The sequence below is a fragment of the Aequorivita capsosiphonis DSM 23843 genome (assembly GCF_000429125.1).
GTDB classification, from domain to species: Bacteria; Bacteroidota; Bacteroidia; order Flavobacteriales; family Flavobacteriaceae; genus Aequorivita; species Aequorivita capsosiphonis.
The window spans coordinates 1-24,435 of record NZ_AUBG01000013.1 but is presented as its reverse complement, the minus strand read 5'-3'; the positions used below and the strand labels follow the sequence as shown (position 1 = coordinate 24,435).

General features: G+C 33.3%; 22 protein-coding genes and 2 pseudogenes. 7 read left to right on the top strand and 17 right to left on the bottom strand.

The features are described from left to right. The first annotated feature begins 10 nt into the window (after positions 1-10). Genes G440_RS0111495 through G440_RS0111480 form a run of 4 tightly spaced genes read left to right on the top strand, consistent with a single transcriptional unit; the run spans position 11 to position 2,738 of the window. Positions 11-625: a conjugal transfer protein TraK gene (locus G440_RS0111495; protein WP_026451446.1), complete on the top strand. Its 615-nt coding sequence runs from the start codon at positions 11-13 to the stop codon at positions 623-625. After that, positions 615-1,538: a conjugative transposon protein TraM gene (gene traM / locus G440_RS0111490; RefSeq protein ID WP_026451445.1), complete on the top strand. Its 924-nt coding sequence runs from the start codon at positions 615-617 to the stop codon at positions 1,536-1,538. The genes G440_RS0111495 and traM overlap by 11 nt, the downstream gene beginning before the upstream one ends. After that, the gene (locus G440_RS0111485; RefSeq protein WP_026451444.1) at positions 1,535-2,368 is read left to right on the top strand and encodes a DUF4138 domain-containing protein; all 834 of its coding nucleotides are present in this window, start codon (positions 1,535-1,537) and stop codon (positions 2,366-2,368) included. Before traM ends, G440_RS0111485 begins: the two co-directional genes overlap by 4 nt. Before the next feature lie 7 nt (positions 2,369-2,375). After that, positions 2,376-2,738, top strand: a complete 363-nt coding sequence (locus G440_RS0111480; protein ID WP_026451443.1) for a DUF4878 domain-containing protein — start codon at positions 2,376-2,378, stop codon at positions 2,736-2,738. 316 nt (positions 2,739-3,054) lie between these two features. Here G440_RS0111480 and G440_RS0111475 read toward each other — a convergent pair whose 3' ends face one another. The 11 genes and pseudogenes from G440_RS0111475 to G440_RS0111425 form a co-directional block, all read right to left on the bottom strand. After that, positions 3,055-3,966 (bottom strand): hypothetical protein, encoded by a 912-nt coding sequence (locus tag G440_RS0111475; RefSeq protein WP_026451442.1) that lies wholly within the window; start codon positions 3,964-3,966, stop codon positions 3,055-3,057. Further along, positions 3,963-4,667, bottom strand: coding sequence for a hypothetical protein (locus G440_RS0111470; RefSeq protein WP_026451441.1), 705 nt, complete (start codon positions 4,665-4,667; stop codon positions 3,963-3,965). Before G440_RS0111470 ends, G440_RS0111475 begins: the two co-directional genes overlap by 4 nt. A 505-nt stretch (positions 4,668-5,172) precedes the next feature. Then, positions 5,173-5,967, bottom strand: coding sequence for a hypothetical protein (locus G440_RS0111465; protein ID WP_026451440.1), 795 nt, complete (start codon positions 5,965-5,967; stop codon positions 5,173-5,175). A gap of 10 nt (positions 5,968-5,977) precedes the next feature. Further along, entirely contained in the window at positions 5,978-7,735 is a 1,758-nt protein-coding gene (locus G440_RS0111460; protein WP_026451439.1) for a hypothetical protein, read from the bottom strand. Positions 7,736-7,869: 134 nt separating this feature from the next. Next, complete coding sequence (locus G440_RS0111455) at positions 7,870-8,847, bottom strand: nucleotidyl transferase AbiEii/AbiGii toxin family protein (protein WP_026451438.1); 978 nt, start codon at positions 8,845-8,847, stop codon at positions 7,870-7,872. Continuing rightward, the gene (locus G440_RS0111450) at positions 8,847-9,572 is read right to left on the bottom strand and encodes a DUF6088 family protein (protein ID WP_026451437.1); all 726 of its coding nucleotides are present in this window, start codon (positions 9,570-9,572) and stop codon (positions 8,847-8,849) included. Before G440_RS0111450 ends, G440_RS0111455 begins: the two co-directional genes overlap by 1 nt. A gap of 174 nt (positions 9,573-9,746) precedes the next feature. After that, positions 9,747-11,459 (bottom strand): hypothetical protein, encoded by a 1,713-nt coding sequence (locus G440_RS0111445; RefSeq protein ID WP_026451436.1) that lies wholly within the window; start codon positions 11,457-11,459, stop codon positions 9,747-9,749. An 81-nt stretch (positions 11,460-11,540) separates the two neighbouring features. Continuing rightward, the gene (locus tag G440_RS19870; protein ID WP_211228196.1) at positions 11,541-12,338 is read right to left on the bottom strand and encodes a pPIWI-associating nuclease domain-containing protein; all 798 of its coding nucleotides are present in this window, start codon (positions 12,336-12,338) and stop codon (positions 11,541-11,543) included. Between the two features lie 204 nt (positions 12,339-12,542). After that, positions 12,543-12,905 (bottom strand): annotated as a pseudogene (locus tag G440_RS0111435) (type IV secretory system conjugative DNA transfer family protein); the annotation flags it as partial. 121 nt (positions 12,906-13,026) lie between these two features. Next, entirely contained in the window at positions 13,027-13,743 is a 717-nt protein-coding gene (locus tag G440_RS0111430) for a LytR/AlgR family response regulator transcription factor (RefSeq protein WP_026451434.1), read from the bottom strand. Next, complete coding sequence (locus G440_RS0111425; RefSeq protein ID WP_051285313.1) at positions 13,740-14,747, bottom strand: sensor histidine kinase; 1,008 nt, start codon at positions 14,745-14,747, stop codon at positions 13,740-13,742. Before G440_RS0111425 ends, G440_RS0111430 begins: the two co-directional genes overlap by 4 nt. 286 nt (positions 14,748-15,033) lie before the next feature. Between G440_RS0111425 and G440_RS0111420 the strand changes: the two genes are divergently transcribed. Further along, a complete protein-coding gene (locus G440_RS0111420; RefSeq protein WP_026451432.1) occupies positions 15,034-16,101 on the top strand; it encodes a serine hydrolase domain-containing protein in 1,068 nt (355 codons plus the stop codon). Between the two features lie 109 nt (positions 16,102-16,210). Here the strand turns inward: G440_RS0111420 and G440_RS21495 are convergent. Next, positions 16,211-16,381: pseudogene (locus tag G440_RS21495) on the bottom strand (type IV secretory system conjugative DNA transfer family protein); the annotation flags it as partial. A gap of 21 nt (positions 16,382-16,402) precedes the next feature. Here G440_RS21495 and G440_RS0111410 point away from each other — a divergent pair. Continuing rightward, positions 16,403-16,657: an SOS response-associated peptidase family protein gene (locus G440_RS0111410; RefSeq protein WP_026451430.1), complete on the top strand. Its 255-nt coding sequence runs from the start codon at positions 16,403-16,405 to the stop codon at positions 16,655-16,657. 60 nt (positions 16,658-16,717) lie between these two features. On the opposite strand, the gene G440_RS0111405 is transcribed toward G440_RS0111410, so the two are convergent. Then, entirely contained in the window at positions 16,718-18,271 is a 1,554-nt protein-coding gene (locus G440_RS0111405; RefSeq protein WP_026451429.1) for a Fic family protein, read from the bottom strand. A gap of 537 nt (positions 18,272-18,808) precedes the next feature. Here G440_RS0111405 and G440_RS0111400 point away from each other — a divergent pair. After that, positions 18,809-19,780, top strand: coding sequence for an IS110 family RNA-guided transposase (locus G440_RS0111400; RefSeq protein WP_026451428.1), 972 nt, complete (start codon positions 18,809-18,811; stop codon positions 19,778-19,780). A 49-nt stretch (positions 19,781-19,829) separates the two neighbouring features. Here G440_RS0111400 and G440_RS0111395 read toward each other — a convergent pair whose 3' ends face one another. The 4 genes from G440_RS0111395 to G440_RS21405 all read right to left on the bottom strand — a co-directional run. Then, positions 19,830-21,245: an amidohydrolase family protein gene (locus tag G440_RS0111395; protein ID WP_026451427.1), complete on the bottom strand. Its 1,416-nt coding sequence runs from the start codon at positions 21,243-21,245 to the stop codon at positions 19,830-19,832. Positions 21,246-21,387: 142 nt separating this feature from the next. Further along, positions 21,388-22,902, bottom strand: a complete 1,515-nt coding sequence (locus G440_RS19865) for an IS1182 family transposase (protein ID WP_245574855.1) — start codon at positions 22,900-22,902, stop codon at positions 21,388-21,390. Positions 22,903-23,180: 278 nt separating this feature from the next. Further along, positions 23,181-24,089 carry a hypothetical protein gene (locus tag G440_RS0111385; RefSeq protein ID WP_026451426.1) on the bottom strand — a complete coding sequence of 303 codons (909 nt, stop codon included), beginning with the start codon at positions 24,087-24,089 and terminating at the stop codon, positions 23,181-23,183. A gap of 49 nt (positions 24,090-24,138) precedes the next feature. After that, positions 24,139-24,435 (bottom strand): hypothetical protein (locus G440_RS21405; protein ID WP_026451425.1); only part of this gene is annotated, 297 nt, incomplete at its 5' end.

Sequence of the window (24,435 nt, the reverse complement as noted above, 5' to 3'; positions counted from 1 at the left end):
ATTATAAATTATGAAAACACCATATAAAAATATATACACCGTCCTTAAAACAAATCGTTTCATTGTAATTGCGGTAATAGCTTTCTCATTCCTTTCGAGTGCCATTGCTGTGTATTCAGTTTTTAGTATTAACGATAAAGCTTTAAATAATGCTTTCGCCATAAATACAGATGGATCTGTAATTCCCCTAAAATGGGTTGCTCAAAAAGAAAATCTGAAAGTAGAAGCGTTAGCTCATCTTGAACTGTTCCACTCCTATTTCTACAATATAGATGCTAGCAATTATGAAAAGAATTTAGAGAAAGCGCTATGGTTGGGAAATAGCTCAGTAGATAATCTATACCGACAAAAAAAAGCCGACGGGGTGTATAACAGATTACTTCAATATTCACTAGTTCAGAAGGTATTGAGCATTGAATCACAACTTGACCTGCAGAGCGTTCCCTATGAATTCCAAACCAAGACCATCTTTGAAATTAATCGTGGAACCATCGTGGACAAATATGAATTGATTTCTACAGGTAATTTAATAATTGTAGATCGAAATTTTCCAAAAAACACTCACGGACTTTTGATTACCAATTATTTTGAAAAATCTCTTAAAAAACTGACAAATGAAAATTGAAAAAAATAAAATAGTATTTGGTTCCGTGCTCGCGGTAGTATTGATCTTTATAATTACATATTCAGTAATGGTAATGTCTGGCGACGAAAACGAAGTAGAGAGTCTAACTCAGACTGCCGTACCAGAACTGGATGAAAACCAGAAAGAGTACAAAACTAAACTGGAAGCCATTGATGCCTTAAAAGAAGTTAGAGAACGAAATGCACCGAGTATCTACGATGAAAAGAATATCGATTCCCTAGGTTTTTATGATCCTAATTTTGGTGATAAAGAGAAAATCAGAATTGTAGATAGTATCTACAAGCACAACAAGATCAATTACACCGAAAGTAAGTATGTAGTTCCCGAACGTTACCGTAAAAAGAAAAAGGTTGAAGAAGATTCTCTCCCTACCAAAAAAAAAGTAACTATTGAACTTAAAGAGTTGGGGCTGGAACAGCAATTATTTTTTGCCTCAGATCCAATAGCCAATCCGAAGACAAGTCTTGCAAACACTGACACTGAAATATATGTGGAGGTTGACGGAAACCAAGTAGTGAAAACTAATTATCGCTTACGGATGCGCCTACTTAAAGATGCTCTAATAAATGGAGTAAAAGTTCAAAAAAACACACCAATCTTCGGTTTTATTAGCTTCAAGCCAAATCGTGCAATGATTGAAATCGAAAATATTAATCACCGACCTGTAAAATTAAAGGCATTCGATCTTCAAGACGGAAGTGAAGGAATTTATGTGGAAAACAGTTTCAGAGCGGATGCAACTCGAGAAGTTGTGGATGATGTTGTTGGAGATATCAATATTGCAGGAGTACCACAAGTAAGCGGGATCCAAAAAATATTTCGAAAAAACTATAGAACGGTCAAAGTAACCGTGACCAATAATTACAAACTTATCCTAAAACCAAGCTTATGAAAAATTCAATTCTATTGGCCAGTGTAATTCTTGCCAGCTTCTTCGCAGAGGCTCAAAGCAACTCGTCACTTGACACTATTTTCGCAAACGATCAAAAGAACGTTTCTCTATTTTTTCCCAATCCAATTCGTCAAGGTATAGTAGGTTCGGAGAATTTCGTTTTCACTTACAACCGGGAAAAAGAACAGTACTTTGGGTTGCTACAGGCTAAGCCTGGAAACGCAAGTAGTTTACTCATAGTCAACTCAGATGGTTCGATTTTTTCGTATATTGTAAGTTATAAAGAGCAACTAGAAAAGCTAAACTATTTCGTGCCTCAATCGCAGAGCATTGGTTTTGAACAACCAAAATTTACAGAGAAATCTGATTCTACCAATGTTGCTAATCTGTTCACAGACAAAACGTTTTACTACGAAAGGTTTTGCTCTTTTCTGTTGAACAGAAAACAAAGAATCGGTAGTATTCAAAAACGTAAGAATGGCATTGTTCTAAGTTTGGAAAATATTGTTTTCGATAAGGAAGAGCTTTATTTCGTCATCAAAATTGAAAACAAATCTACGTTGGACTATGATTTGAACTTCTTGGATATTTCGGTACAGACAAGGAAACAGGGTAAAAAGAAGTCATTACAACGAATTTCACAGCTTCCAAATTTTAAATTTAATCTACCGAACAAAGTTGTCAAGAAAGAGATAAAAAGAATGGTTTATGTTCTTCCTAAGTTTTCATTAGGTAATGATAAAATGGTCATTTTAGAACTGAATGAAAAAAATGGGGAGCGAAATCTAAAATTGAAAGTATCAAATAATTTTATCAATAACCCAAATTGAAACTGATATGAAAAATCTAGCCTTAATACTCCTGCTTCTTGTTGGTGCCGCCTGCTCCCAACAAGACCTGTCCCCTACTGAAACTGTCAAGGTTGTTGTGGAAAGTTTTTATAATAAAGACAATCAAAAATTGAGAGAACACACTACTCCTGAAAGTTTTGAATCTTTTTTATCCATACAGGATATAATGACCGCCAACACTTCTGGCAAATCCAATTTTAAAGTTTTACAGGAAAAGGTGGATGGGGATATTGCTTGGGTTCAGTTTTCTACTTCCTATGAGAAAAAGCCTGAGACTTTCAAGCTTATTAAGAAAAATGGCCAATGGAAAGTTGCGGAGAAGGGGTTGCGGGAGAAAGGGTCTTTTTAAAAATAATTTATTTGAAATACTATTAGAGAGTTCAATATAAGATTGTTTTAGATCAAAAGTTGGCTATCAATAAACTTCATTAGATAGATTCTTTATTACCTATTATTTTCAATATAAGTGTGAAGGTGGAATCAATTTGCCTTCAAGTCTTTTTTGGAAAAAATCTTGCTCGGTAATCGTTTTGGAAAGTCTACACATTTTTATGGCGTACTATTTCTTCGAAACGAGTGACTCGAGCTTTACAGGATGATAGCCGCCAATGTTGAGAAGCTAACTAGTCTTGTTGCCATTTTATTATATTGATTATCTGATATGCTTATTCAGTTATTTTATTCATAATTTCTGTTTTAGGAATAATTTCTTCATCATAAGTCAATATTTTCATACGGGAAGAAAGTTCACATAATTCCAAGTTTTCTTCGCCAAAACGAATAATAAATTTAATCTTGTCTTTTGGGATTTTTAGATAATTACATATTTCGTTTAGGGATTCAACAATTTGTAAATCTATTTTATGCATCCAACGAATTATATTTCCTTGTAATGTAACAACATCGTTACCGTGACCAGAAGTCATTCTGCCCATACCGGGGCTAAAATATACTTTTTCTCTTACTTTGGTCATACCGATTGTATAGCCTTTGTTCCATAGCATTTGCCTTTCTTTCGCATTTACCTTTGGATAAATATCTTTCCAATTTTTCATTTCAAAGGGCTTAAGAACTTTAGGGAAATAATCTTGTAAAATTTCAATCCATTTTGTGTCGGCAAAAATACCTGGGGTGTGTTTAGCCAGACCTAAAAATAATATTTGCTCATCATCTATATAAGCAAACAACAATTCATTTCCACGACTCTCAAGTTTTGATTTGCCAACTTTTTTAAGAGATAAATGAAAATGATGAATATTCCATTCATTTAATAAGTGGTCGTGAAATCGAGATTCAAGAAGTTTTTTACTTTGAAATCTATTCAAGTCTCCTCCATTTTTTGCAATGTTAAAAATGGATTCAATTTCTTTTCGTTTTGGATGTGTGAAAAAATCATTCAACAATGGTGGACTCATTATCGCAACTCTTGGCCTTTTATCGATGAGTTTCATACGAACCGTCAAAAAATCAAGAAGTGTATCGGTGAACGATTTTGATGCAGAAATTTTGAAACCTATCTTGGCTGCCTCTCTATGAATTTCTTGCTTAAATTGATTTTCAAAAATGTAGTTGTTCATTTACTTATTTGATAGGGATGTTTTAAATTATCGAATGCTATTTTGCGAAATTCCAAGGTTTCGGGTGTTGGATATTTATTGATGTAATTGTAAAAAGCTATGGCACTTTGTTTCAAAAACCTATTGTATTTTTTCTTTGGAACAAAGTATAATTTTCCTGAAATGTTTGGTTTGAAAATAATTCCTTGAAAAGATAAATGCTCTCCTTTCCATTTGTAGGCTTGAAAAATTGTAGTATTGTATGAGTGAATGTTAGTGACTGGATGGAATCCATCTGCTAAAGCATTCAAATCAGAATTTTTTCTGAATCTTATTTTTTTTCCTTGTTGACTTATATGAAGCAATTTGGTTTCCAAGACCGAAACTGGCAAATGAAAAATCATAAAACCATTCTTCTTTAATTTTCCAAGACTGGTTTTTGATTCCCGAATTACCTTTAGATGGTTGAAATCATAAAGTTTTTCAAACCGATTTATTAACAGGAAAAATCTAAAGGCTGACATTACTAAAATAAAATTATATCTTTTTGCACCACTTTTCTTAATATTATCATCTGTAAAATGGATATTGAATTCCTTACTTTTATTGTTAAATGCAATTGATAAATGAACGTTTTTTTCTGAAGTAGGAATTTGGCAAGTAAATCCTTTCTCATCATTATAATTATATCGAATAAAGAAATTTCTAAAATTTTTATCCATATTCAAAGATATGTTTCTTTGGCAGGTAATCCAAGGCGCAAGCCAACTGCAAGTTGAGCAAGGGTGTCGTGAGTGGTTGCCTATAATGAGTTGTTTAATTTAAGTACTGCATTTCAAATTAATTATGGATTTTATTGTGTGGCGAATGCAAGGCGCTCACGGCTATTTTTAACACAGGGCTGGCGCATTTGTTGAGCAGTTGGCATTTGAAGCAAAATTTTTATGAATTGGACGAATTTTAACGTTTATAGAAATGTGATCAATGTGGTAACTGACTTGAGAGAACTTATCTTTTATGGGCTGGCAAGGTTCGGCTATGCTGCAGCTTAAACTTAATTACTTTAACATTCCAAGATGCGATTACTCAATATATATTCAAATATTAATGCAACTCTATTGGCCATATCATAGCTGAACCTGTGTGTGCAATTGCTCATAAAAGCGGAGTTTAGAACGAAACAAATGAATGAGGGAAGTGCCGTAGATGGGGAATGTCTTGCTTAAACTACTTTATTATAGTTAGGTTTTTAAAAGATAACAACAACTCTACATCGCCATCAATATCATCCCAATCACTGATATTGTCAAGGATTTTTATTATATAGCTATTGTATTTTTCCTTCAACCATCGATTTTTAATTAAAACATCTTTATTTTTAGATCTCAAACCCTCCTCAATAAGTTTTTTAAGATTCGTTAAATAAGGTATTAAATCATAATTGTGTTCATCCAGTTCCTCTACTGTACTTTCAATATAATCGATGTAATAATAACCATCGCTATCCAAATTTAAACAACCCATTAAACTTTCCATCTCCTCTTCAGAGGAATTTATTCGCAAAGGAAAGTTTTTTGCAACTTCCATTACATCAGGATCAAGTATTATACGAGGAAAATTGGCGATTTTAGATTCTAATTTGTATGCACTGACTAATGCTGGTCCAAAAACATACTTATCAGTATGGAGAAGTTTTCCAACGCTAATTCCACCTCGGGTTAAGTATCCTTTATTGGCAAATTCAAAAGCAATATGCAGAAAATCCAAAATTGAATAAAACACTTCGCTACGTTCTTCTATCTTAAATGATACTACAAATGAATCAGAAAATTGCGTTACCATTTTTGAAGTAGAAAGACCGCTGTCATATTCTATTAAAATTGATTCGGCTATATCGATTACCCTTTTTATATTATTAATTTTCTCAACTACATCTTTTTCATCCTCGTCGATCGTAGAATTTATGTGATTACTAAAGCCTAATATATCAATAAAACAACAGATTCGATATTCATAATTCATAAGAAACAGTTTATTTTGTTACCACACTTAACATTTTAGCTATAAGTTCTTTTGGTTTCGGCCTATGGAAAGTGTTATCGATTTTATTGTCGAGGTAATGTGCAAAAGATGCGTAGCTTTCACTTATCATTTCGTCGGCCTGTTGCTGACTTTTGATATTGTGTTGTTTTAAATCCAAGTTTAGATAATTATGGTGGTATTCCAATAAACAAACGTCCAAGTCCAATTTACGTGTTTCAAAAAAATGACTATTATAAATTAACGTATCCATATCAATGATTACCAAATTTTTAATGTTTGCTATATATAAACCTTTTTCCTTAATCTCTAAAAGGGCTTTCGTAAACCATCCATTAATGATTTTATTAATGCCTGGCGTATTGAACATTCTATAGTGTACTACTAATATTGGATAAATTATGGCTTTTTCAGAAGGTGCATTCACATCAAATGCAAGAGATTTTGTCAATATATCTTCGATTGTATCAATCAATTGTAATACTGCTTTTGGCTTGCCGTTCTCATTTTCTACGAAAGTTATTTTAAGCTTTTCCAGTATTTCATTATACTGTGTGGATTGCTTTATTTCTTTGCCCAATAGAACATCCTTTGATTCGAATAAAAAAATCTTTTTACCATTACGAACGTAATAATCTGGTGCACCTTTAAAATTTGCGTCCAACTCTTTTCCAGAACGTTGCATAAATCTATTACCAAATATTTTTTCAAGTGTTTGGCTTAAGAGGTATTGTTCTGAAAATTGAAGGTTTTTTATACCATATAAATTTTTTAGCTGTTGATCTTTTGGAAGCACCTCATTTCTATCCTTAAAACGAAAATAAAGACCCTTATAAATCATTTCTACTGCGAACAATGGATAGATTATTCGGTATTTTCCTTCTTCAAACTTATAAAGTGGATAGCTTCTGGTTTTTGTGAAATCAAAATCGGATAGTCTTTCGGCGTCCTTTTTTATATGTTTTTCGATAAATAAAGAAAGTTCTTCCTGCTTGTCCGCATCAAGATGGATTTCAATATGCGCCTCCTTTTTGGCTGTTAACACAGGATAAATAATCCCTAATAATTTATGAAGATATTCTTTAAAGTCTGCTACTTCATAATAATGGTAAAAAGATTTTAATAAATGGTTACTGCCTTCAAAATTAACCGAAAATTCGAAAAAGCTGTATGCCTTTAGAAATTGACAAAGAAAAACCTTGTTTATTTGATAGTCTGTTATATCAAAACTATGCAGATGGTTTCCAACGAAAAAATTATCAAGTGTGCTATCGATATTATATTCTTCGAAATTTTTGGCTAAAACCTTACCTCGTTCTGTAATAGTTTGTTGGTTGAAAATTGTATAGGCCTTAAAGAAATTAATTTCAATATCTAAAAATTCTTCACTACTGTATTCTTTATTGTCAAATTCAGCAGGATTGTCATAAACATATTCAAAATAAACAAGGCTACTTAGTGGATATACTACTTCGAAAGTATCAATCTCAAAATCATTTTCTTCTGCATAAATTATTATACGTTTATGTACACTTTGGGCAAAGGCATAATTGGCCTGTGAAAAATACTTTGGTAGGAAACCGGACAGACCAGAAAATTCAGAGCCTCTATTCTTTATGCCTAATAAAAAAGACCCCATTAATAAGCGCATATCCTTAGCCAAGTCTTTCAAATAATAATCAATTGGTTTTTGCTCTTCATCCGGAAAGCAGATTTCAAAAGTCAATGGCATCTTAATTGTTACACCCATAATTTTAAACAATTTTATTTCGTGAGTTTCCAGTTTAATAATGTAAATGAGCTTTGATAGAGTAACGTCTATATGATTTTTATCATTACTGGTCAGATTAGATCGTATACTGTTTGCTCATTCTATTGCTACTTTTAGATTTTCCATTTTATCTCTTTTAGCCTTGACCCAATCATCCTCAAAGATTCAAGCACATCCTTTTCATCAGGCAATTCTCCGGTAAGCAAATCCTTAAACGAGCCGGTATAAGTCTTGCTTACAGTATCCCATACTTTCTCCGTTTCACTGAAGAACAACGATTCTGATGGGTGTTTGGACAGCCATTCTTTGTCATTGGGTATCGCTTTATCATCATCTTTTCCAACTTGTATAAGCATCGTTTCAAAATCATCTAATTTTAAAAATGAAGAAATTCTCTTTTCCTGTAGCAATTGATGCAAATCGTAGGTGTGACGGACTTTATTAGCCAAATCGTCCAAAGGGTTTTCAGTATATGAAAACCTGACCAGGCTTATTATCTTTTCGCAAAAAGTACGCTCGATACTGATTACATTTACCTTAAAAGGTTCAAGTTGGTATTCCTTGATAAGATCTGGATTATTGGTTGTGGCAATAAATTCTGTAATCATTGAATGTATTTCGACTTTTTCAGAAGGATGTGAATTACCAAGACTTGAAACTTCCAATACAATTTGGTCCCTCACTTGGCCATACGTTCCTTTAACTCCTACTTTATCATAACCATAGACTATCTTTCTAATTTTTCCACGTTTGTTCTCCAATGGATGATTGGGAATTACCGTCATAACTGTTTCTAAAACACTGGTTACTTTTTTTAGTTTTCGTTTTAAAGAATTATCCGTTTCGTCTTCTTCCTTGATAACCACTATATCAATATCTTCTGAAAAACGGTCGATAATACCGAAGCATTTGGAAAGAGAAGTTCCACCTTTAAAAACTGCGATTTCCTTGGAATTAGCATTCGTAAAGATTTGCTTGAGTGCGAAAGTTACCCAGTAATCTTTTTCGATATAGACTTCGGAAATTTTAAAATGTTGTGCAGTTGCTACGATAGCACCCTCAAAGGCATCTTTATAGTTGTGTAATTTCATTAGGTGATGTTCCAGTTTGAGATAGTAGACAGTGTTTTTTGAGATATTCCAAATTCATAACTGCTTAAATAATTAATGGTTTCTTTTAGGGATTCGCTCAATTGGTCAAGTGAAAGAACTTCAAGAATTGCTCCCAACAAAGCCCTAACCTTTGGTGGGTATGCTTTCGCAAAACTGGTCAGCTTTTCTTTATCTTCATCCGAAAGGTTATCAATCTTTTTCTTTAGAAAATCAATCCCTACCTTTTGATCCATATCTGGAATGTTCTTAAAATCCTTTATTACGTCCAAGAGCTGCAATAATGGTACAATCTTTTTCGTAACAGGAACGTAACTCTTGGCAGGTTTTATAATAAGGCTTCCAATTTTTGTCTTTATCTCTTTATCCTTACTTGCCAATCTCACAACGTTAGGAACCTGAGTGGTTAGGCCAAGTTGATTGTATAATCGAACTCCGGTTATATAAGCAATTTGTTTATCGTTTTCGAAGAGGTAATTTTTCAGCAATACATCTTCTCTTGGCTTTAGTTCTCCAAAAACAGTTTGCTTGGGTTTATAATACATCCCATTTTTATATCTCTTGATAACCCCATTAGCAACCAATCGGCTTAAAGCTTTAGCTGCAGCAGAAAATTCACTTTGAGGAATAGACAAAGTATCGTATGTAAATACCTCTCCAGTATCTATACGAGCAACTTTAGTTTTTATGGATGTTGTTATATTCATAATTCTAATAGTACAAAGATAATAATTTTAAGTATTATTTGTCAAGTTTTTTCCATTATTTACTTGACTAATAGAAACAATAACTGTTTCATTATTAGTTTCTCTATGTACATTATTAGGTCTTTATACTGTTGGAAAGTTATTAGTTAAAGAAAGAAAAGGTTTGTCTACATCTTAATCTTCTTCGCTATTCTTTATACCTTCAATTGTTTTAAGAATTGCATCTAAATCATATCCTTTGTCTGCATAGATTAAAACGCAATTATGTTTTTCACAAAGTTGCTTTTTTCTTATGTCTCTTTCTACAGTTCTTTCAAAGGCTTCTTGACCACCAAAAATTTCAATTGGCTCATAATGTTGAGCACCTTGATATTCAATTCCAATATTCAGCTTTGGAAGATAAATGTCCAAATGCTGGCGACCAAGCCACTTCGGTGAAGCGTGATGTATAACTTCTTCCGCTTTAAAATAATCTGAGATTTTATAAAAAAGTTCTGTTTCGCTAATCCAACCTTCCCCTACTTTTGGCATTCCTATTTCTTCACGAAATACATCTTCTGCTTGTTTCAATATCAGTCGGAATTGATTAAAAATCGATTTTTCAACTACGTGAGGTAATGAATTGATATAACCGGATTCTGCCTGATAATCATCTATCCCCTTGTAATGCTCATATTCTGCATTGGACAAAAAGAAATTTTTATAATATTCAGAGCTGTACTCATAGATAAATTCTGACTTTTGCTTTTTCAAAAAACTTAAAAGTGATTTTTTTGGCGCTAAGTCAACTTCCTTTTTAATTTTAATAGGCTGGCCATTTTCAAAGAATAAATCGAAAAACCTACTTCCTTTTTCCTGTTTATACAATTCAAGCTGCCTGCCTGCAAATGGTTTGATGTCTTTAATATTGTTTTGACCGAATTCGGTTAAGTGACTATATCCACCAAGTTTAGTTATAAGTTCGCCATTGAGAAGTTCACGATTAAGTTTCTGTTCATATTCAAGTATCGTTTTGATACTGATATATTCATTTTGATTGATCAGCTCCCAAGATTTTTCATAATTATCAGCACTTTCCAATTGTTCAATTATTGCAGACTGCCCATACGATTTGGTTATTGGATAATACTTTACAAGATTATCTAAATGGTTCTGCACCTCTTTAGTGTTAGAATTATGGTTTTGCAACAAATCGAAAAAGAGAATAAACGTGTAGTTATCATTTCCTTTCACATCAATGTATTGATGATTAAGAAAATGCTGCTTGTAGATTCTGTAGAATTTTGCTTGTCCGGGATTTGCTTCCCTTATCTCGTTGTATGAGTAAATATATTTATGATTCCAGTGTGGAATTGGACTTTCATAATCATAAAATCCCATTTCGCTTTTTGGAACTAATTTTTCTCGTTTTTTACAGTCATTCCAAAATTTGACTTTTCCTTTTACTGTTACTTTTGAAAGGTCAACTTCTTTCTCAATCCTTTTTGGCAGATACAAATCTCCGCCCACAAATTCCAATGAGCCTAAATTTTCAATTTTGGTGTCTCTTAAACTTACTTTTCCACCGACTTTTTTTAATGCACCCAAGTCTTGAATATTTGAGTAGCGTAAAATCATATCTCCACCTACAAATTCTAACTCATTCAATGATTTGAGGTTAGAATATGTGGTAAATGAGCTGATGAAAAAATTATTTTTGACCTCTTTTAAAGTTCCGAGACTTTCAATGCCTGCATCACTAAATCCAAGAAACCCGTTTACTTTTTCTACATCATCCAGACTTTTAATAGTTTCGCCTCTAATAATAACGTCCTCATTGATTTCATTCGATTTGATGATTTTCTTCAGTTCGTCGTATGTAAATATATCAGTGGGATTGTAACTCATTGATTTTATTCAATCTTGATTCGTGTAATTAACTGGTTGACCTGCTTGCTTAAAAAGACTCCTTTTTAAGTTGTTGAAAACTTACTTGGAGCGGTCTCCATTGTATGTGGTGCTTTCACAATTTATTATTTCATTCAAATATGCCAATAACCAAATTGTAATTCCAGTTTTAACTTTTAGACTTCTTACTTGATTTTCGGTAATACCAATATTTGGTTGGTGAACGTTACATAAAATTGAATAGCAATCACATACATATTTTATTTCATTTTTAGTAAAGTCCTCCAACATTCCAAATTGAAATTGTGATGTAAAGAACTCAATTTTTTGTTCTCTATTTATTCGGACGCGGATTAGTTTTTGTTTGCCATTTTTGTATTTACGAAATTCTTTTTCAAACATTTCAGAATCTTTCAATATCGCAATTGGTGCCAAAACATCGTCGATTAGATATTCTAAAATTGTTCGCAAAGAAATTAGACAATGTCTTAACCTGTCAGGATTTGAATTACTTTCAAGGGCATAATTTGCGCCGAACCAAAGATTTTCAAGTCCAAGTTCTTGTAAATATGGAATGAGATTTTCACTCAAAATTTCTTCCTTGGCATTTATATCTTCATCGGTCAAATCACAAACTAAACTCGCTTTAAATTCCTCGGCAGATTTCAAATTTAGAATTTCCAAATCAGTTATAAATCCAAATTGCAATTCAGGATTATTTCTTAATCGCTCGCCAATTTTTCCGATTTCCCTTAAACTTTCAAGAAATTCAACATTCATAAATGGTTTAAACTCTGGAAAATCAAATTTTGGGAAATTGTATGTAGGAATGTCAATTTCCGGAAGAAGGGCTTTGAATTTGTTTTGTGTCTCAATCATTTGGTGCAAACTTTAGGGTATAACAAATCGGTTGGATATTTTTGTCATTTCCGATAGCTTTGAATTCATTCCTGTTAGTTTTGATATTTTATCAAAAGTGGTTTCTTGCATTACTTATATTTATATATATCCAAACAAATATAAGTTTTTATAACCCCATTTTAAAGAAAAAATTATTGACAATTGTTAGCACTGAATTGTGCTTTATCTAAAAATCGACCGATCCTCATTATAAATCCGTTCAAAATTTCCTTCTAAATCAGCCTCTGTATAAGTATGAATTTTGCTAGGTAATTTCCTTTCAATTTTTGAAAGTTTAAACTGGACCTTTTTATCCTTTCCATCGGAATAAGTAATAAACTCTCCCTGCTTCAACCGAAAAAAGATATCTGCTGGAATTTTTGGAATCTCCTTCTCTCCTGTCGTAATTCGTGTATCAAAATCGAGCTTATGGCCCCGACTTATACTTTTGGTTGGATCTTTAACAATCTCAAAAAAGCGTTCGTAATATTTAGCAGTGTCCGGAGCCTTGACTTTACGGGAGAATTGATAGGAAAGGTTACTCAATTTTTTCAAAATTGAGATCGCAATTTAAAATTCACTGATTTAATTGTCTATTAATTTCAATGCTCATTTAATCATCTCAATTGGGTTCAACTTGTAAAACAATGTTTTTTAAGAATGTAATTTACTGGCTTTTACTTTTAATTCTATCTAATAACTTAAAGACTTCGCTTTTATAACTAATACCAATAGGTATTTCAAATTTATCGACCATCAAGTGGTTTCTATTAAATGAGGTTATTCTTCCTTCATTCACAATATATGATTTATGTACTCTACGAAACGGGTGCTTATTTAGCCTTTTTTCAAAATCTCCTATCTTATATTTTACAGTATATTTAGTTTCATTCACTTGAATATCTATATAATCCTTAAAGCTTTCAACAAATAAGACTTCAGAAAGTACAATCTTAATATGATCATTGCCCGATTTTAAAATTATATATTCGGATGAATTAAGGTTAGTTGTTTCATCATTATTGGTTTTCAACTTACTACTGAAACGGTCAATTGCTTTTAGAAACCTTTTAAAGGTTATTGGTTTTAGCAAATAATCTACAACATCCAGTTCATAGCTTTCAGCCGCATATTCTCGATATGCAGTGGTTAAAATGATTTTAGGTGGATTTTCTAAACTTTTCAGAAAATCCAATCCACTCAATTCAGGTAAATTAATATCTAAAAAAATTAGATCAACCTGTTCTGTTTTCAAAAATTCAAAAGCCTCAATTCCAGAATCACAAGTTCCAGCTACTTGAAAAGTTTTGAATTTGGATAAATGATTTTCTATTAGTTTTATTGCCAAAGGCTCATCATCTACAATTAAACATTTAGTAGTCATAAATTTGTATCTATGGTTAATTTAACTCGGTATAGGTCACACATATCTTCAAACTCTATTTCAGAATTTGAACCATAAGTTAAACTTAATTGTTTAATCAAGTTTTTATTTCCTAACTCACTTTTTTTTATTTTCAAATCTGATCCTTTCGTATTCCATATATTGAAAAGTATTTTACTCCCAGAAGATTTTAGTTCAATTCCAACAGTAGAAATTGTCCCTTTTTTAGTTGCTGAATGTTTGAAAGCATTCTCAACTAACGACAGTAAAAGCAAGGGTACAACTTGTAAATTTTGAGATACATTTTTTTCAAAAGTAACTTTTAAAGATGGATAACTCAATTCTTTCAACTCGATAAAATTTTCAATTAGGTCAATTTCCTTTTTTAAGGGTATATATTTTTTTTCACCATCATAAATAATGTAATCAAGGATTTTCGAGAGCTTTTCTAAGGCAATCGGAGCTTGGTCTGATTTAATTAAGGCCAAAGAATATATATTATTGAGCGTATTAAATAAAAAATGAGGGTTGAGTTGCATTTTCAACATTTTTAGTTCGGTTTCTATTTTAGCTTTATCTAACAATAAGTTCTCCTCCTTTTGCTTTTTATAATCTAAAAAGTATTTTATGAGTAAAAATATGAATACAATCTGATATAATCTGATTGTATATTTAAAGAATAAGAAGGGTACGTTAATAAGGATTTCAGTGATTGACTCTTTGGAAAAGGGTGGAGTTCTAATAAGTGGTTCTGTAAGATGAACCATTGTGATTCTTAATGTTACCGACAATATATAAGCACTTATAATAATTATAGTTGCACCCCATAAATATTTTTTTTTGAGTATGAATTTTGGGATAATGATGTATGCAATTAGATAAGTAGCGAATATCTGAAAAGGTATGAAGGTAAGTGCATAAAAAAAAATTCTCCTAAATTTATCTACTAAAAATTCATTCACAACTGGAAAGTCCTCTAAAGGTACAGTTCCGGTTATTACCATACTGAAAAAAGCAAATAACCAAAAAAGGATATGCTTTTTAAACCTTGAAATGTTTGTTAGTTGATAAATACCATAAGTTTTAAAACGTTTAAAATAATTTATTTTTTACAATGGATTGTGCTTTTGAAGACGAATTCGTTGTTTCTCCCTATGAATAAAACAACAAAGATGACAAATTTAACAAGACGCAAAGAACCGCCAATGTATAAGTCAAAAGGTCTATTTTGTAGCTTTTGATTAGAATATCAAACCCTTTTTGCATTTTTGTTATAGAAAATTAATCATTATGATTTCAACTATCTTAATAAATCTACGTGTTTTACTAATCTCATTTATTTGCTGTATAAGTATCTATAGCTCAGGAATTGCCCAAAATTCCATTGTTAAGACCGAATTAGATTCCATACTAACCGCTGAAAATCAAAAAGGAAACCTGAATGGTAGCGTGTTGGTAGTTAAAAACCAAAAAATCATATTTGAAAAATCTTACGGCTATGTGGATGGTTCAAAGACTCAGGTTTTAAACAAACACTACCGGTTTAATTTAGGTTCTGTATTTAAAGAGTTTCCAGGTGTAGCGATAATGCAATTAGAAGAAATGGGGAAATTGAAGTTAAGCGATCCTATTAATGAGTATCTAAAGGAGCTTCCTGATTGGTCAAAAGATATAACCGTAAAAAACCTGCTCCAATATACCAGTGGATTGCCAAATGTAACTTGGGGAAATATATTTGAAAATAATACTGTGGTTAAAGAAAAGCATCTAATTAATTCGTTGTGTTCTATAAAAAATCTTGAATTTAAACCCGGCACAAATTACCTATACTCAACATACAACCCAGTACTGCTTATAAAAATTGTGGAAGCCATTTCGGGTCAAAAATTTTCAGATTATGCAGAAAAGAATTTATTGGCTCCAGCAAAAATGGAGCAAACCGTCTTTAAATCAGAATATCCATATATAGATAGGACTAAAATGGCAATTCCCTTCAATTCAGAGTATAAAGAAGATCATTACAATATAGCGATTGACTTTGTTTTGTTGAGTAGTACTCCTAGAGATATTTATAATTGGTTTCATCATTTAGAAAATTTTAAAGTCATAAGTAAAAAGTCTCTAAAAACGCTTTCTAAAGAGTTTCTCGATTTACCTGAAATTAACACTCAATCTCCGTTAGGTCATTTAAAATGGAACGGTAATAAAATCGAAAGTCATATTCATCATGGCAACTCAAATAATTATGAATGTATCATCAAGAGTTTTCCGCAAGAAAAACTAACAATCGTAATTCTTACGAATCGAGAAGCAGGCGAAATTCATAATTTAGCCGATAAAATCCATAAAAGAATTTGAAGATTAACAAGATTATGTTTCTCGCTTTTAACATAACTGTTATCTCTTTAATTCAAGACATAACACATTTTAGAGAAGAAAAAAAACTTATTAATTTAGAAAGGCATTATTATTCTTTTGAGGAATTAAAGATAGACCTTGCCTCCTCATAAACCCGTTCAAAATTATCCTCCAAGTCTGCCGTAGAATACTCCTTCACTCCCTTTGGCAAACTTCTTTGAATCATCTGTAACTGAAACTGTACCTTTTTATCCTTCCCATCCGCATAAGTAATAAACTCCTGGAAGGCTATTCCGGAGTAATGGAAGCCAACCCTTTCTTTACTGAAGTACATAATGTAAAAAAACGGCAACCCTTTGTTCTGGATGAAGGTCTTTATGACGAATGGTTTAATTCTAATCTAAATGAAGAAAATGTACTGGAATTAATCGCGAATGGCTTCACTTCAAAAGAATTCAATGCCCATCCCGTGAGTACCGATCTTTATAGAAGAAGCATCGATACCAATAAAGCTTATATTCTTGAAAAAACGCCGCCTCCAGGTTTGTTGTTTTAAAGTTTTAAAAAAAAATCTCTAGACTTGTCAATCCTAAAATTGTAATAAAACAGTTTAGCTTTATTTCTCAACTATTTCAAAAATGGATTGAAAACTCTCTTCAATTGATAAAATCTCTTCATCTGTAAAGTCATCAAATTCTTTTTCCCTTTTATTCTTTGAGAGATTGCCTTTATTCTGATTTAGAAGCTTAATTAGCAAATCAACTTTAGTGTCAGGCAAGGATAAATAACTGTTTATATAATTGGTCATTCGATCATATTTCTCCAAGTAATCCAATTCGGCTGGTATTATTTTTTCAATAGTTTCCGCTACGCATTCATATAAAAATTCTGCCTGTGCAGTGAGATCGTAATACCGGTATAAATCAATAGTGTCATTTAAAATCTTAACGTTATGATCTTTCGTTGGTTCCCATTCTACTATATCTATTCTTTGCGATGAGTACGACTCCAAGATTGATTGATATTCATCAATACGATTTAAAATAGCCGCAGAAACAGGAAAAATCATCCCTCTTCTAGTATATCCCATCCTAATTAGGATATGATGGATTATATATCTGTGTAAACGACCATTACCATCTGCAAAAGGATGAATAAACACAAATCCGAATGCCACTGTAGCAGCAACTAAAACAGCATCATATTCAGACTCTTGTAGGAGATTGTTTGTCTGCAATAGTCCTTTCATTAAAGAAGGCAAGTCCACGACCTTGGCAGAAATATGATCCGGTAATGGAGATAGAGTTTCCCGATCGTGCTCCCCGATAAATCCTTCCTCCGTTCTCAGGCCCATGTTGCTGAGCTTTTTAGCGCCCATTACAATATCCTGAAGCCGTTCCAGTTCTTCGAGCATCAGTTGTTTTTTACCCGCTTCCCCAATAGCTTTCCCCCAATTCCTTGCCCTGACGTTTGGAGGGTATTCCCCTTCAATAGCGAAAGAAGCCTTGGAGTCTTTCAATAGTAGAAATGCCGCAGTTCGTCTGATGAGATCTTTATCCCTACCATCCAAACCTTTCTCGATCAAACCTGATAAATCTCTAGCTATAAAACCTTCGATCTTTTCGGTTTTTCTTATCATGGGGCAGAATTCTACAGTTCCCGGCAAGTTGTTTTTGACCCTATGACGGGTAGAGTTTAAGGAAGAACCAACATATTGTAGTTTTGGATTGACAATTTCAACATAGGTTCCTGTCTTTAAATCAGGTATCTCAAGGGTATCACCTATTAGCCATTCATATAAAAACCATATCCTTCTACTGTATTGGCTCGTTGGCTGGTTATTTAACATATTGATTATGGGCTCCTCTTTCGTGAACTGGAAGAGCTTCTTCAATATGTACAGATCGACACCCTCATACTTTAAAGCAAAGATTAAATGGCTCACAAGGTCCTTATCGGGTCGATGTCTTGTTGTAAATACTTGCCATTGGGCGGTATTATAACGTTGATGTTTTTCCGTAACAATGGAAAGTATATCAGGTAATGGGATGATTATGTCAGTATTTACCTCAATTTCCGCTATTAAAAAGGCGTAGCCAGCCAGAAATCCAGATTCAGGAGTAGATCGTCCGTGAAATACATTTATTTTATGTGAATATTGATTACTCATGATTCTATTTTATGAAATACAGTTACAAATATAGTATGAAAATCAATTACTTTGTATGAATTTCGGTTATTTACAAACATTAAACGCGAAAAGTATTTACAAGGATACTATTGAAAAAATGTTCGTTAAGGCACATAGTTTAGTATAACCGCAGTTACGGGTTGATATGCAATAATTTTCGGTTTAACACAAGCCGAATTTTTAAATTTTACTTATTATTTTTTTTCTCAATAAGCCAAATTTAAAAATTTGGCGACCTCGAAAATATGCCCGAACCCTCGTGTTGGCAACGACTCACACTATATTTTATATACGGCTTAAGTTTGATTTCTATTTAAAACACTAAATTAAGGCATATAAATAAGAAAGAACAAAAGAGCGGAATAAGGTTATTATATACGCAGAGACCTAGATCTCGTCAACATTGAAAATCCCTGCTCTTTTCTACACAGATTTCGTACAGTTCTATGAGGCTTTGGACCTCGATTTTAAGTCGTTGAAACTCGCGTAGCTTGTCCTTTCAAAAAACATTTACCTATGAATAAAGATATCAATTATTTTGGAATTGACATTAGTCACTTAGTCTTTGATGTTACAGACTCCAATGGCAATTACAATCAGTTTAAAAACAATCCATCTGGCTTTAAAAAGTTTGCGAAACTCTTGGACAAAGAAAGCCATTGCGTGATGGAGGCGACAGGTTATTATCACTATCAGCTAGCCTATTTTTTATTGGAAAACAACATCCAGGTTTCGGTAGAAAACCCATTGGCGGTAAAACGATTTATCCAGATGAAGCTCTCGAAGATCAAGACCGATAAAAGTGATTCAAAACTTATCTGCGAGTATGCCCAACAGGTGGAATTGAAACCTTGGCAGGGTAACTCAAAGCATCAAATAGAATGCCTGCAAATGACCAGGCTCCTTGCTGTATATACAAAACAGAGCACGATGTTAAAAAACAAACTGCACGGAGAGACTGTTTTGGGAAACCCAAGCAAAGCGGTTGTAAGTTCTTTAAAACGAAGTTTAAAACATGTTAAAAAAGAGCTGGAAACCATAGAGACAAAACTATTGCTATTGGTAAAACAAGTGCATCAGGATGTTCTGACACGTATAAAAAGCATCCCTGGGATCGGTGACAAGACAGCTATAATGTTAGTGGTTTTAACAGATGGATTTGATCGTTTTAAAAGTGGAAGTGAATTGTGTAGCTATGCAGGTCTGACCCCAATAATCCGGCAAAGTGGAAGCAGTGTAAAAGGACGGCCCCGAATAAGTAAGATAGGCAATCAAAAGCTTCGGAATTTATTGTTTATGTGCAGTTTTAATGCCTGTAAATACAACAAGGCTTGCCGGGAAATTTATGAGCGAATTGTAGCCAAGGGAAAAAGCAAAAAACTGGCATTGATTGCTGTCTGTAATAAGCTGCTAAAACAAGCTTTTGCAATAGCAAAATCAGGGTTAATATACGAGGAAACCTATAGAAGTACTTTAGTGAAAAATTAATCCTTTTTTACTTGTTTTTTACCACAGTACTTTGTTAGGCACAGTTTTTTTAGTATTCTCTTCTCTTATTCCAATCGTACTTATCTTTGTTTTGATTATTTTTTTCTGCTAATTCAGATAGCATATTGTCAATCCATTCTTTGTTCACCCATTTACCATTGACAAAAACACCAGATATTTTTCGTGTATTATTTATATTGTCTAACGGATTAGCGTCAAGTAAAACAAGATCTGCAAATTTTCCGACTTCTACTGTTCCAATTTTATCTTCAATTTCAAGCCAAGTAGCTGGTAATCTCGTAGCCGAAACTAATGCTTCTTCTTCTGTAAGACCTGCATTAACTAAAAGTTCAAGTTCATTGTGAAGTGAAAATCCCCAAACTATTCCCGAGGTTCCTGAATCTGTACCTGCAACCATTGGCACACCAGCATTTTTAAGAGCCTTTACTATACTAATATGAAAATTGACCAGAGAATCAAAATAAGCTACTCGTTTGGGTGATGTACCTTTATAGTATTGATTTGACACTATCCATTTACTTTGCATAAGTGGATGCACATATTTAAAACTCGGTAAATTCCTCACACTATCAAGTGAGCGTGCTTGTTTTGCTATATATACTAAATTTGAAAGGTTTGGTATCACCCAAGTGTTATTGTCTTTAGCTAGTTTTGCAAACTCTTCAGCTACTTCAGTTGTATACTCGTCAGTCTGACTTGAGAATTCCTCTGCGTGTGCAACCATTCCAAAATGAGGTACAAAAGCCTCTTTAGTGTTTCCTTTAAAGATTGTTGGAATATGACCAATAACTTTCATATTTTGTTTACTTGCCTCATCAACAATAGCTTTATAAGTCTCAATATTTAGATTAGAATAAACTTTAATAAATTCATAGCCTTGTTGTTTAGCAAGTCTTACAGTTTGTCTTCCATCATTAGGCGTGTTTGCAGTATTTCCAGAGTCGCCACCATCTACTAAATATGCTAAAGCAATTCGAGGTCCTATGACTTTACCATTGATAATTTCATTTCTCTGTCCGAAATGTTCTACTCGACCACTAAGTTCAAAAGTCGTAGTAACTCCATTCGCAACGTAGAGCAACATAAAATCTTGGTTATCTATAAATAAGGTAGCACCTTTTGTAGGATAATTTGAACTCATTCTTATGTCCGCAAGATTATGAACGTGCATATCAATAAGTCCTGGAATTAACCATTTTCCAGTTCCGTCGATTATTTTAGCATTTGGTGGAATTGTATCATTAATCGAAATAATTTTTTGATTTTGAATTACGACAGTAGCTTTTTCAATGACTTTATTGTTTTCTGTCATTGGAATTATGTTCACATTTCTTATGACATATGTGATATTCTCTTGTTCATTTGTATCTAATTGAGATTGGTTTTGTGCGTTTAAATTGAAGTTAATAGTGACAATTAGAATTAGAATTTTTAGGTATTTCATTATGATTTTTGATTGATGATTGTCTTTAGATGACGATAAAAATGAGACTTTGTTACAATCTTGGTCAAATTGTGCCTAACGGCAGTTTGTCTAATAACCTATCGCCATTTTATATATTTCTACTAAAATACAGTTTTTCGAATTAGTTATGCGCTACGACTTGTTTTTTTGATTTTAGTTCGCAGCATACTTCTAAACGTATTAGAATTGATTCTACAAACGTAATAAAGGCCGTGTAAGCCTCGAAAACAGACGAGTTAGCTTCTTTAAGGATATTCCATATCCTTGTCAAGTTATAGGCGATGAATATAAGCCCTACATCTGCACTGGCCCTTTGCATGGTTTTTTTGGTGATGATGTGGTCAAAACTCCACTGTCGTTTGATAGTGCCATAGGGATGTTCAACAATAGCTTGCCGTTTTTTATAAGCATCCGGGCTCCGTAATACTCTTTGTGCATTGGCTTCTATATATTGGTGGAACTCGCTTCGCTGTATCACCTTTCCATTTACTTTGGAGGTTGTGCACAATGCCCTCACCGGGCAGGTTTTACATTTGTTTGTTTTATATTGTTTGAAGCGATAATTGCGGCCTTTATAGGTACTGCCATTACTTTTAAGTGTGTTTCCCTGCGGGCAGGTATAGGTGTCGTTTTCTTGATTGTATTTAAAATGTTCTGAGTTGTAATTGGGATCAGGTGCCTGTGATGCCCTGCCTATACCTGGAATGGCAACGAGCGTTTCTATGCCCAGATTGTCTGCTGTCCTAAATTCACTCCCTGTATGGTATCCCTTGTCATAGAGCGCCGTAAAAGTGTTTGTTCCCAGAATGGTTTTGGCCCTCCGTAGCATCTGTCCCATCGCCTTGGAGTCGTTCTTATTGGTGACCAGATAATCAAAAGGGATGTTGTTCTTTGCATCCACGGTGGTCTGGACACAATACGCTACTTCAGTAATGTTGTTGCGTATTATTAAATGTTTGCTATCGGGGTCTGAGGTCGAGATCTGTGTTTCCCCAGATTCCTTGAGCTCTTTTTCAAGTTGTTCATATTGTTTTCTGCGTCCTTGGTGAGTATCAATATCTTTTGTAATCTCCTCTTTTTCATCATCACGCTCGCTCTGCTCCAATGCCTTGTTATACTGTTCTAGTTTGTTGTCGATATAATCTAGGTGCCGTTGTATTTTCTTTTGGTTAAAATTGTTCTTCTTGCTGTTCTGCGCTCTTAACTTGGTACTGTCGCCAGCTATGAGTGTTGCGCCAATAAGCCCAAAATTACGGGCAATCTGTACGGTTGCGAAAAACACTTTTTTAATTGCCTTGGTGTTGTCTTTTCTAAAGTTGCTAATGGTGTTGTGGTCGGGAGCTAGCGATTCCAGAAGCCACATCACTTCTATGTTTCTGCGGCATTCCTTTTCTAGTTGGCGAGAAGAACGCACACGGTTCATATAGCCATAGATATACAGTTTAAGTAAAATGGCGGGATGGTATGCCGGGGGCCCGTTTTCGGTGTAAACTGAACGAAAGCCAAGCTCGGCCAGATTGAGTGAGTCTACGAATTGATCAATAGCCCTGGCACTGTTGTCCATTTCTATCGAATCTTCGAGGGAAATGGGAAAAAGGCAGGTCTGTCTTCGGTCTTTTCCAAGTATAAATTTCATAGCATGAAGATACGGAAACCTTAAAAGATGACCATGAAGTTATTTGGAAAAGTATCAAGAAGTTATTAGACAGTCTGACGGTCTAGTATAAAAGAAGTAGGGCTGTAAATAAGCAATTACCATTCGGATTATCTACAAGCCAAATCTTTTGCATTTTGTTTTATATTTTTGTTTTAAAAACCAAATCAAAAGATTTGGCGACCTCGCAAATGTGCCTGAAACATTGGGTTTAGCACTTACTTGCCCTATTTTTTTTATACATTGTTGGCAACCGTAATTCATTCATACTCTAAACGATAGACAAACTTAATTTCGTCATTTATTGTTTTTTTAATTTCTTTCAATTTATCATTCTCATAATTAAATTCAAGGAGTTTGTTATTATTAGAATTAATGAAATCAGTTCTAATAATACTTGGCTTTATGCCTTTTTCGATTGTTGTCCATATTTCTTTTGGTGGGATTTTATCCCAATATGTTACAAAATATTCTTTAGTTTTAATGGTTTTATCGCCCGAATATTCAAAACTCTCAATCCACCGTAACGGTTTTCGTTTGTATCCATATTCTCTTATCTTAATTAATTGAGAATTTCGGTCATAATTAAACAGCCAAGTTCTTGGTTCCATTTTCCATTCATAAGGAACTTTCACTTTAGTTAAATTACCATTTTTATATTTATATTTCTTTTTCTGTCTGATAGTCCATTCTCGATATCTTACAATATCCTCTTCCGCAGGAATACAACCAATTGAACTATCAATGCCATAATCTGGCGCGCCCTCTCTTAATTTAGATTTGCGTTCATATTCCCAACTAATTTTCTTCTTTAAAAGTCCAGAGGTATTATACTCAAAAATTGTTTTTAAAGTGTCCTCATTTATGTTAGTGTAAAATCTTTCGTATGGATTATTTAAGTCAGAATACTTGTAAGTGTAAGTTCCATCAATTTTATGTTTTCCTGAAATTGGCATATAATTGCTAAAAGTTTCTTTTGTAATTCTACCAGTACTATCGAAATATATAACTCTGCGAATAGAATCAGTCACATTGTCGAGAAACTTAATAATAGTAGTTTTTCTATTGTTACCAAAGTCAACATAATCAGGATAGATTTCCACGTTTTGAGAAAAGCTATTCTGAAGACAAGAAAATAAAAGAGTTATTATTATGTATTCGTATTTCATTTTTTATGTTCGTTAAGGCACATAGTTTACAAAGTTAAAGTCACATGCTTTACACTAGATTCTGACTTAGTCTAATTGATACTTGTTTATCTCTTATTTTATTTTCATTAAAGTAACCTAAAAATACGTCTCTATAAAATACTCTCCAAATTCCGTTTCCTTGATCTTCAACTCCTACGTATTTGCCCTTAAGTCCAGCAGTTAAATATACCCAATAATATGACTTCCACCGCAGGGATGCATTTTGGCATACTTTCATCACTTTCATGGTTGATGGATAATCATATGTTGGAATTTTCTCAGGGTATGGTCTATTGGAAAAATCATGGCAAGCAGCGGGGGTTTT

Bases quoted from the DNA above. Each gene is read 5' to 3' on its own strand.
- G440_RS0111405 (WP_026451429.1), bottom strand. From the start codon at position 18,271: ATGAGTAATCAATATTCACATAAAATAAATGTATTTCACGGACGATCT.
- G440_RS0111385 (WP_026451426.1), bottom strand. From the start codon at position 24,089: ATGAAATACGAATACATAATAATAACTCTTTTATTTTCTTGTCTTCAG.
- traM (WP_026451445.1), top strand. From the start codon at position 615: ATGAAAATTGAAAAAAATAAAATAGTATTTGGTTCCGTGCTCGCGGTA.
- G440_RS19865 (WP_245574855.1), bottom strand. From the start codon at position 22,902: ATGAAATTTATACTTGGAAAAGACCGAAGACAGACCTGCCTTTTTCCC.
- G440_RS0111475 (WP_026451442.1), bottom strand. From the start codon at position 3,966: ATGAACAACTACATTTTTGAAAATCAATTTAAGCAAGAAATTCATAGA.
- G440_RS0111470 (WP_026451441.1), bottom strand. From the start codon at position 4,667: ATGGATAAAAATTTTAGAAATTTCTTTATTCGATATAATTATAATGAT.
- G440_RS0111395 (WP_026451427.1), bottom strand. From the start codon at position 21,245: ATGAAATACCTAAAAATTCTAATTCTAATTGTCACTATTAACTTCAAT.
- G440_RS0111430 (WP_026451434.1), bottom strand. From the start codon at position 13,743: ATGACTACTAAATGTTTAATTGTAGATGATGAGCCTTTGGCAATAAAA.
- G440_RS0111425 (WP_051285313.1), bottom strand. From the start codon at position 14,747: ATGGTAATAACCGGAACTGTACCTTTAGAGGACTTTCCAGTTGTGAAT.
- G440_RS0111450 (WP_026451437.1), bottom strand. From the start codon at position 9,572: ATGAATATAACAACATCCATAAAAACTAAAGTTGCTCGTATAGATACT.
- G440_RS0111420 (WP_026451432.1), top strand. From the start codon at position 15,034: ATGATTTCAACTATCTTAATAAATCTACGTGTTTTACTAATCTCATTT.
- G440_RS0111460 (WP_026451439.1), bottom strand. From the start codon at position 7,735: ATGGGTGTAACAATTAAGATGCCATTGACTTTTGAAATCTGCTTTCCG.
- G440_RS0111495 (WP_026451446.1), top strand. From the start codon at position 11: ATGAAAACACCATATAAAAATATATACACCGTCCTTAAAACAAATCGT.
- G440_RS0111480 (WP_026451443.1), top strand. From the start codon at position 2,376: ATGAAAAATCTAGCCTTAATACTCCTGCTTCTTGTTGGTGCCGCCTGC.
- G440_RS0111445 (WP_026451436.1), bottom strand. From the start codon at position 11,459: ATGAGTTACAATCCCACTGATATATTTACATACGACGAACTGAAGAAA.
- G440_RS0111455 (WP_026451438.1), bottom strand. From the start codon at position 8,847: ATGAAATTACACAACTATAAAGATGCCTTTGAGGGTGCTATCGTAGCA.
- G440_RS0111400 (WP_026451428.1), top strand. From the start codon at position 18,809: ATGAATAAAGATATCAATTATTTTGGAATTGACATTAGTCACTTAGTC.
- G440_RS19870 (WP_211228196.1), bottom strand. From the start codon at position 12,338: ATGATTGAGACACAAAACAAATTCAAAGCCCTTCTTCCGGAAATTGAC.
- G440_RS0111485 (WP_026451444.1), top strand. From the start codon at position 1,535: ATGAAAAATTCAATTCTATTGGCCAGTGTAATTCTTGCCAGCTTCTTC.
- G440_RS0111410 (WP_026451430.1), top strand. From the start codon at position 16,403: ATGGAAGCCAACCCTTTCTTTACTGAAGTACATAATGTAAAAAAACGG.
- G440_RS0111465 (WP_026451440.1), bottom strand. From the start codon at position 5,967: ATGAATTATGAATATCGAATCTGTTGTTTTATTGATATATTAGGCTTT.